Raw genomic sequence first — 6,978 nt, forward strand, 5'->3', positions numbered from 1 at the left:
CCCCTGTCGCCGGCGGCGGTCGCCGCGGTGGTGCCGCCGCGCGGGCCAGGCTGTTCGCCGCCCGGGTCACCGGCCCCTGCCCCGAAGGCTCGGCCGCCGCCGCGACCCGCGCGAGCAGCTCCGCGCTCGCCCTGGCCACCGTCGGCCACTGTGGTGAGCCCGGCGCGACGCTGGCCAACCGAGCGCTGATCGCCTCCAACGCGAGCGCGGACGACCGCCACACCGCCATCCGGTCCTCACCCCGCAGCCGCGATTCCGCAGAATCCGCCGCCTTCCACTGACTCGCCGAGGGCCGCTCCGTGTCGGGCCACCGCTTGCGAATCTGAGTCAAACTCAGGTCGCCGTCCAGGCTGCGACCGGCGTACCAGCGTGGCTCACCGGCCCCCGAAGGTCGCAGCGCGACGGCGTACCCGACCACCCGATCGCGGTCCTTCGCCGCAGTGCGGGCAGCGACCAGCAGCCCGGCGCCCTTCATCCGAGCCACCCACTCGGCTTCGCTGTCGGCACCCGCCAGAGCTGCCCGGACCTGCCGGCGCAGCAGCTCCCGGTCCGGTGCCTGCTCGCCGCGCCGGGCCCGGTCGACCTCGGGGCGGGTCAGCTCCGGACGGCGGGTCGCGCCGGCACGGCCGGGCGTCCACTTGCCCAGCCCGAACTCGTCCTCGATCAGGTCGGCGACCTGCTGACTGCGCCGCTTGTCCTGACGCAGCCACACCGGCGCCCCGTCCTCGGTGGCCAGAGTGACGACCAGGTGCACGTGGTCGTTGCCCTTGGCCGACAGGCCGTGGCGCACCGCGACCCACCGACACCCGGCCCGCTCCGCGTCGCCGGTGAAGCCCATCTCGGCCACGAACCGGCCCGCGATGCGACCCCACGTCTCGTCGTCGAGCTGCCCCTCCTGGGCCGCAGACTCAGCGAGCACTGCCACACGTACTGCTTCACCCCGCGCTCACCGGCGGCGATCTGCGGCGCGTCCAACCGTGCCGCCAACTGCTCCAGCGACCACCCGCCGTCGTGTTCGCGCTGCTGCGGAGCGAGCAGCACCACGGCGTCATACCCGGCGACCAGGTGCGGGTTCACGTGTTCCTCGGCCTTCCCGGGACCCCACAGGTACTCCAGCAGCCCGCGCACCCGAGCGCCATAGGTGACCTTCGGGATCATCAGCGCCGGCCCGTCTGCGCGGCGGCGATCGCGGTCACCAGCTCGTCGACGCGCGCCGCGACCCGGGTCAGGTACGCCGCCGTCGCGGCCAGGTCCCCGGCCGGTTCACCGGTGGAGTGCAGCCGGGCGACGGCCTGGTTCAGGTTGTGCGCCGCGCCGCGGACCTGCCGGTGCGCGCCCATCAGCTCGACCAGCAGCGGCCCCACCTCGACCCCGTCCGGGTCGGCCGGGGCGGGCACGAGCGGCGCCGATCCGGCCTCCGCGAGGTACGCCGAGGTGACCATGCGGGCTGCCGCTGCGTTCGCCTCGACCGCCGCCAGTTCCGCCTCAGACAGCCGCACGGTCACTCGGTGCACGCGCGGATCATCGTCGTTGTGGGCACGTCTCCGGCGTTCGCTGGCACCGAAGCGGACCACGCCGACCTGTGGTGAATCAGCCACGTCGACCACCCTCCCGACGGGAGCCACCCGCCGCGTTCCGGCCGGCCGCAGCGCGGCCCGTCTGACGAAAAGTCAGACTTTTACTCCAACTTGCTCCGACGAAGGAGGGTGGTCGCGTGTGCGCGGCCTGTGTCGTTGGGCGAATCGAGCGCAGCTGACGGCGCGCACCAGGAACCCACCCCGTGGGGGCCAGAGACGATAGCCGGACGACGCCCAGCATCAAGGGCGCGATGCGTCGCTGCGCGATGGGCCTGCGGCCCACCCTTGACCCTGGTCGACGTCCTCGGCTGGCACTGATGGCGCCCCCACCGGCCGGCCGGAAGGGTGGAAAAGCGGTACCCCACGCATCGATCTTGGCGGTTAAGCTCGGCGTCCACAGCCACCAGAGCACAGTCATCCGGGGGAGGACTCCATGGCCGAACTGAGCGTCAAGGCCGTTCGCGGCGAGACCGAGAAGGCGGCACTGCAACTGCTGCGCGAGCGCGCCAACCTGGTCGGCGAGGCCGCCACCGCGCGGCACGAACGCGACCAACTCGCCGCAGCGCTGGTCGACGCCATGGGTCGCTACGCCGCCACGTATACCGCCGCCGTGCAGGGCGGCTGGACGGAGAGCGAGTTGGCCAAGCTCGGGCTGGACGCGCCGGAGTCCGCCCCGTCCCGGCGTCGCCGTGCACCGCGGCCGGCGACGCCGCCCTCGCGCGGCGAACAGACCGCCGTGGCCGATGAGGCTGCCCAGCCGTAGTACGGGCGAACCCGCTGGTACGTCGACGGCCTCCTTCGCTGCGGCGGGGGAGGCCGTCGTGCTGAACCTGCTCACGCGGCCGGCCCCAGAGGCACGCCCTGGGCGCGCATGAACGGCACCGGGTCGACGGCGTTGTCGCGGCTGGCGTGGAACGGCCCTGGTGGGACATTGAGGTGCACCTCGAAATGCAGGTGCGGCCCGGAGCTGCCGCCGCTGTTGCCCACGAACCCGATGACCATTCCTGCGGTGACCTGCTGACCGATCGTCACCTCAGGTCGCTGGATCATGTGGCAGTAGCGGGTGACGATGTTGCCCGGGTGGCGGATGTCGACGTACCAGCCGCATCCCCGCGCCCTGGTGTGGCCGTCGCGGTCGCACGTGGTGTACCAGTCGCACTTGACTTGCTCGACGACGCCGGTCGACGCCGCGCGGATCGCGTCGCCTCGCACGTCGGCCTTCGACATGTCCACACCGGCGTGGAAGTTGCGCCCGCGTTGACCGAAGCCGCTGTTGACGGGGGCCCTGATCGGCTGAACCCAGCCGCCCGGACCGACCGGCACCGGGCCAAGGTCGTCGACGCCGCACGGGGCGATCGGCGCACCCCCGCCGATGTCGTCGATGTCCGGCAGGCCGAGCACGAGCGCGGCGAGCTGCTCCGCGTCGCCCTCCCACTTCTGGTACGCCTCCGGCAGACCGGAGCGCTGCACAGCCTGCGCCGCGTCGGTCAGCCGCATCTGCTGCCAACCGTCGACCTTGACCAACGCCTCGTAGAACTTCCCCGCCGCGTAGGTGGGCGTCATCCGCTCCCGCACGCTGCCCCACCCGGGGCGCTGCTGGAAAAGCCCGACGGAGTCATGGTCGCGACCCACGCCCTCGTGTGGAAGGGCCAGCGACTCGGGCACCTTGGCGTTAGCCAGGTTGCGCAGCGTGGACTCCTGCATCGCGGTCGCCAGCGCGATGACGTAACCGCGCGGCGGCACCTGGCGTTGCTGGCCGACCGCGACGATGGTTGCCGCGTTCGTCGTCGCGACGCTGTCCCACCGTCCGGCTCCCGGCACCGGAGATGACCCCGGCAGCGATGGCACTTCACAGGCGGCGGCTTCCGCGTCCGCCTGGCCGAACATCAGCATCGGCAACCCGACCGTGGCGCCGCACACCAGCATCACCACCGCCACAACACCGACGCCCATCGCGACCGGCTTGCGGTCCATCAGCTCACCGCCCGGACGAAGTCATTGCCGGTGACCACCCACCGGCCGTCGACCGCCGCGAGCGTGACCGTCAACGTGCCCGCATCCGTGGCCACCTCGTACACCGCCGCGCCACCGGACGGCCCTTGCGTGGCCACGGGTCGGCCCGTCACCCGTGTCGCCGGCACCCGCGCCGGATCCACCGTGCGCAGCGAGTGAGCGAAGCCGTCGTCGCACATCGGGGTCACGCCCCGCCACCACGCATCGGCCGGCAAATCGGGTCGCGCCCACGCCGCGGCGAACGCCACCACGACCGGTGGTGCTTGCGCCGCCGGTGGCGGCTTTACCGGGACCGACTCGTGGTCGTGGTCGTCCGTCCCTGGCCGCTCCCTTGCCGCTGACGGTGAGGTGCCGGCGGCAGCGGCCGTCGGGTAGACGGGACCGCTGCGCTGCGGCGCTGCCGTGCCCGGCTCAGCCGCGTTCACGCAGCCGCCCATCACCAGCCCGGCGAAGGCAAGGCCACCGGCGGCGCGCCCCCATCGATGCTTTTCATGGGCGCGCAAGAATGCGCGTGGTCTGCGTGCCATTCGACGCCTCCCCCGTGGTGCCTTTCGCGTCCTATCGCGGCAGAGCCAACACCATAGATCCATTCACAAACGCAGTGCTACTGTCTGGTACTCGTCGGTGACCTTGGAACACGGGGGAGGCATCGTATGACGGGGAGTAGCGGCGCGCGCCGGTGGGATCGCTGGTGAAGGCAGCCGCTGTCGGCGCGTCTCGCACGCGTCCCGGGATCGCCCCGGCGATGCCCTTCGGCCTGATTCCGCCGAATCTCGACGCGTGGCCGCCAGTGTGGTGGGTCGGATGTCACGGCGGTGCCGGCGTGAGCACCCTGGCCCGGTTGGTCGGCTTCGGACTGGACTTCGGCCAGGGCTGGCCCATGCTGACACCGGCGACGCCGGAAGCACGGGTGGTCTTGGTGTGCCGGGCGTCCGCAGCCGGCACCTGGGCGGCGACCGGTGCCATCGAGCAGTGGCGCCGACGCGCGGGAATGTCCGGCTCCATGACGCTGCTGGGCGTCGTCGCGGTCGCCGCATCACCGCGGCGGCCACCGCGCATCGCCACCGAGCGGCTGCAGCTGCTACGCGGATGGACCCCGCAGATCTGGCGCGTCGGCTGGGTCGACGCCTTGCTCGCCGCCGATGACCCCCGCGACGTCGGCGCTCCCCCGGACGTCGAGGCGTTGCGCACCGCAATCTGGCAGAAGATCGCACCCCGGGAAGGCACACGATGACCCTGATAGACCACCTGGATCAGCTCCAGACGCTGGCGGCCGCCGTACCCGACCCGGGAAGCGGCGAGTCACCGCCCGGCGTCGGCGACAAGGTCCTCACGATCCTGAAGTGGATCGCGAACCTCGCCGTCGCCGCGTGCGTCGGTGGGGTGCTCGTCACCGCCGGGAAGATGGCGCTGGCGCACCGCCGCGGCGACGACACCAACGTCTCGGCGCTCGGCTGGGTCTTCGCCGCCTGCATTCTCATCGGAAGCGCATCCGCGGTGGTCTCCGCGCTGATCTAGGGGGAACATCGTGCCGCGCTCGTCTGCAACCCAGGACTTCGCCGATCGTCCGCCGTGGACGAGGCCCGGCTTCATCGCCTCCGCGGTGCTCGTGCTGATCGTCGTCATCGCCGGCGTGGTGGTCGCCATCGCCTCGGGCGGCGATGACCGCAGCACCACCGGCACGCCGCCGCCAGCGACCCTCGCCCCGAGCGAGGCCACACCGCCGCAGGACCTGCCCACCGCCGTACCGACCACCGCACCGGCCGGTGTGCGGTGGGAGCTGGTCGGTCAGACCGCCGTACCCGTCAGCGCGACGGCCGGCCCCACCCGCATCTCCGGCGGGACCGCCGCCAGCTACGCCCACACCCCCGAGGGCGCTCTCATGGCGGCCGCGCAGCTCATGGTGCGATCGGCCCCCTCCGCAGGTCGCGACTCCTGGGAGCCCACCGTCCAGCGCCAGTTCGTTTCCAGCAGCGACCGAGAGCAGCTCCTGGCCGCGCTGCGCGACAACCCCGACGACTCGTCCGAGCCCGGTGAGCTGAGCCAGATCGCCGGCTACCAGTACCAGTCCTACACCCCCGACACCGCCGTGATCGGCCTGGTGCTGCGCGCCCCGTCAGCAGGCACGGCGCGCTACCACGTGCTGACGCTGACCCTGCTGTGGAGCGATGGCGACTGGCGTATGCAGGCCCCTCCCGGTGGGGCGTGGATCTCGCTCAATCGGGTGACCAACGATCTCACCGGCGTCGTCGAATGGGGTGCTCGGTAGTGGCCTGCAACCCCGTCAATCCGCTGTGCATCCCCGGTCAGGTCCTCGATAGCACCGCCGGCCGGTTCCTGGACGAACTGGCCGAGCAGTCGTCGCAGGCCGCCGCGGAGATGCTCAAAACGCTGGTCACCGGGTGGCTGTCCATCCCCACCCCGGTGGTGTCGCAGACCGAAGGAGCGGTCCAACATCTGCGCGCCTACACCAACTGGGCGGTCGCGGCGATCGCCGTGGGCACGGTGCTGTTCGCCGCACTCAAGATCGCGTGGCAGCGCAACGGCCAGGAGGCCGGCACGCTCACCAAGAACCTGGTCACGCTGGTCGTGCTCGCCGGAGCCGGTGTGCCGGCGGTGCAACTACTCATCGAAATCGGTGACGCCTACGCCGACTGGATCCTCAGCGCCTCCGCCAACGGTGACCTCGGCAAGCGGCTCCTGCTGCTCGCCCCCGCCGCCGCAACCGGCGGAATGCCGGCCATCGTGGTGATCGGCATCTCGATCATGGTGTTCCTGTCCTCGATGGTGCAACTGCTGTTGCTGCTGGCCCGCAACGCCGGCCTGGTCCTGCTCGCCGGGCTACTCCCGGCCGCCGCCGCAGTGGGCGGCTCGGTACGGAGCCGATACCTCACCTGGCTGCTCGCCCTGCTGCTCTACAAGCCCGCCGCAGCCACGATCTACGCCACGGTGTTCTGGCTCGGTCAGGGTCAGACCCTGACCGACGTGCTCACCGGCATGGTGATGTTCTGCATGGCCATCGTGGCGTTGCCCGCCCTCATGCGGCTCATCGCCCCGGCCGTGTCGGTGCTGTCCTCCGGTGGCGGAAGCAGTGGCGTCGCGGTCGCCGCCGCGTCCGGCGCCGGGCAGCTCGCGTCTGGGGCGCTCCGTCTCAGCGGCGCTGGTGGCGGATCCAGCGGCAGCACTGGCAGCTCGGGATCCCCCGGCGGCCCAGGCCGCCCAGGTGGCGCAGCACCGTCCGCGCCAGCACCCCGACCGTCCGGCGGCGGCGCAGGCACGGCAGGCTCCAGCGGCGCTGGGACGGCAGGGGCCGGCAGCGCAGCAGCGGGGGCTGGAGCCTCCAGCGGCGCGGCCAGCTAGCGGTGGTGTCCCGAAGGCTGTCTTGGTC

Annotated in this window: 9 protein-coding genes; 5 read left to right on the forward strand and 4 right to left on the reverse strand. The window is 72.1% G+C overall.

All coding sequences use genetic code 11. From position 1 onward, the window contains the following. Positions 1-925, reverse strand: a 925-nt coding sequence (locus JNW91_RS28030; RefSeq protein ID WP_407664396.1) for a relaxase/mobilization nuclease domain-containing protein, incomplete at its 3' end; no start/stop codon positions are given. 232 nt (positions 926-1,157) lie between these two features. Further along, positions 1,158-1,598: a plasmid mobilization protein gene (locus JNW91_RS28035; RefSeq protein ID WP_309244505.1), complete on the reverse strand. Its 441-nt coding sequence runs from the start codon at positions 1,596-1,598 to the stop codon at positions 1,158-1,160. Positions 1,599-2,010: 412 nt separating this feature from the next. Here JNW91_RS28035 and JNW91_RS28040 point away from each other — a divergent pair, with 412 nt between their 5' ends. Next, positions 2,011-2,340, forward strand: a complete 330-nt coding sequence (locus JNW91_RS28040) for a hypothetical protein (RefSeq protein ID WP_203178466.1) — start codon at positions 2,011-2,013, stop codon at positions 2,338-2,340. Positions 2,341-2,411: 71 nt separating this feature from the next. Here the strand turns inward: JNW91_RS28040 and JNW91_RS28045 are convergent, their stop codons facing one another. After that, positions 2,412-3,551 carry a M23 family metallopeptidase gene (locus tag JNW91_RS28045; protein WP_203178468.1) on the reverse strand — a complete coding sequence of 380 codons (1,140 nt, stop codon included), beginning with the start codon at positions 3,549-3,551 and terminating at the stop codon, positions 2,412-2,414. Beyond that, the gene (locus JNW91_RS32755) at positions 3,551-3,778 is read right to left on the reverse strand and encodes a hypothetical protein (protein ID WP_238425840.1); all 228 of its coding nucleotides are present in this window, start codon (positions 3,776-3,778) and stop codon (positions 3,551-3,553) included. Before JNW91_RS32755 ends, JNW91_RS28045 begins: the two co-directional genes overlap by 1 nt. Before the next feature lie 491 nt (positions 3,779-4,269). On the opposite strand from JNW91_RS32755, the gene JNW91_RS28055 reads away from it, so the two are divergent. From JNW91_RS28055 to JNW91_RS28070, 4 genes are read left to right on the forward strand one after another with little or no spacing between them, the layout of a single operon-like run. Next, positions 4,270-4,824: a hypothetical protein gene (locus tag JNW91_RS28055; protein WP_309244506.1), complete on the forward strand. Its 555-nt coding sequence runs from the start codon at positions 4,270-4,272 to the stop codon at positions 4,822-4,824. After that, positions 4,821-5,108: a hypothetical protein gene (locus JNW91_RS28060; protein WP_112604566.1), complete on the forward strand. Its 288-nt coding sequence runs from the start codon at positions 4,821-4,823 to the stop codon at positions 5,106-5,108. The genes JNW91_RS28055 and JNW91_RS28060 overlap by 4 nt, the downstream gene beginning before the upstream one ends. Before the next feature lie 10 nt (positions 5,109-5,118). After that, positions 5,119-5,859: an RAD23 family protein gene (locus JNW91_RS28065; RefSeq protein WP_203178470.1), complete on the forward strand. Its 741-nt coding sequence runs from the start codon at positions 5,119-5,121 to the stop codon at positions 5,857-5,859. Next, the gene (locus tag JNW91_RS28070; RefSeq protein WP_203178472.1) at positions 5,859-6,950 is read left to right on the forward strand and encodes a hypothetical protein; all 1,092 of its coding nucleotides are present in this window, start codon (positions 5,859-5,861) and stop codon (positions 6,948-6,950) included. Before JNW91_RS28065 ends, JNW91_RS28070 begins: the two co-directional genes overlap by 1 nt. Positions 6,951-6,978 lie beyond the last annotated feature (28 nt).

Origin of the sequence: Micromonospora parastrephiae (assembly GCF_016802865.1) — a bacterium.
Lineage (GTDB): Bacteria > Actinomycetota > Actinomycetes > Mycobacteriales > Micromonosporaceae > Micromonospora > Micromonospora parastrephiae.

What these genes read in the sequence shown, in the direction of transcription:
- JNW91_RS28040 (WP_203178466.1), top strand. Translation starts at nt 2,011, where the DNA reads ATGGCCGAACTGAGCGTCAAGGCCGTTCGCGGCGAGACCGAGAAGGCG.
- JNW91_RS28045 (WP_203178468.1), bottom strand. Translation starts at nt 3,551, where the DNA reads ATGGACCGCAAGCCGGTCGCGATGGGCGTCGGTGTTGTGGCGGTGGTG.
- JNW91_RS28060 (WP_112604566.1), top strand. Translation starts at nt 4,821, where the DNA reads ATGACCCTGATAGACCACCTGGATCAGCTCCAGACGCTGGCGGCCGCC.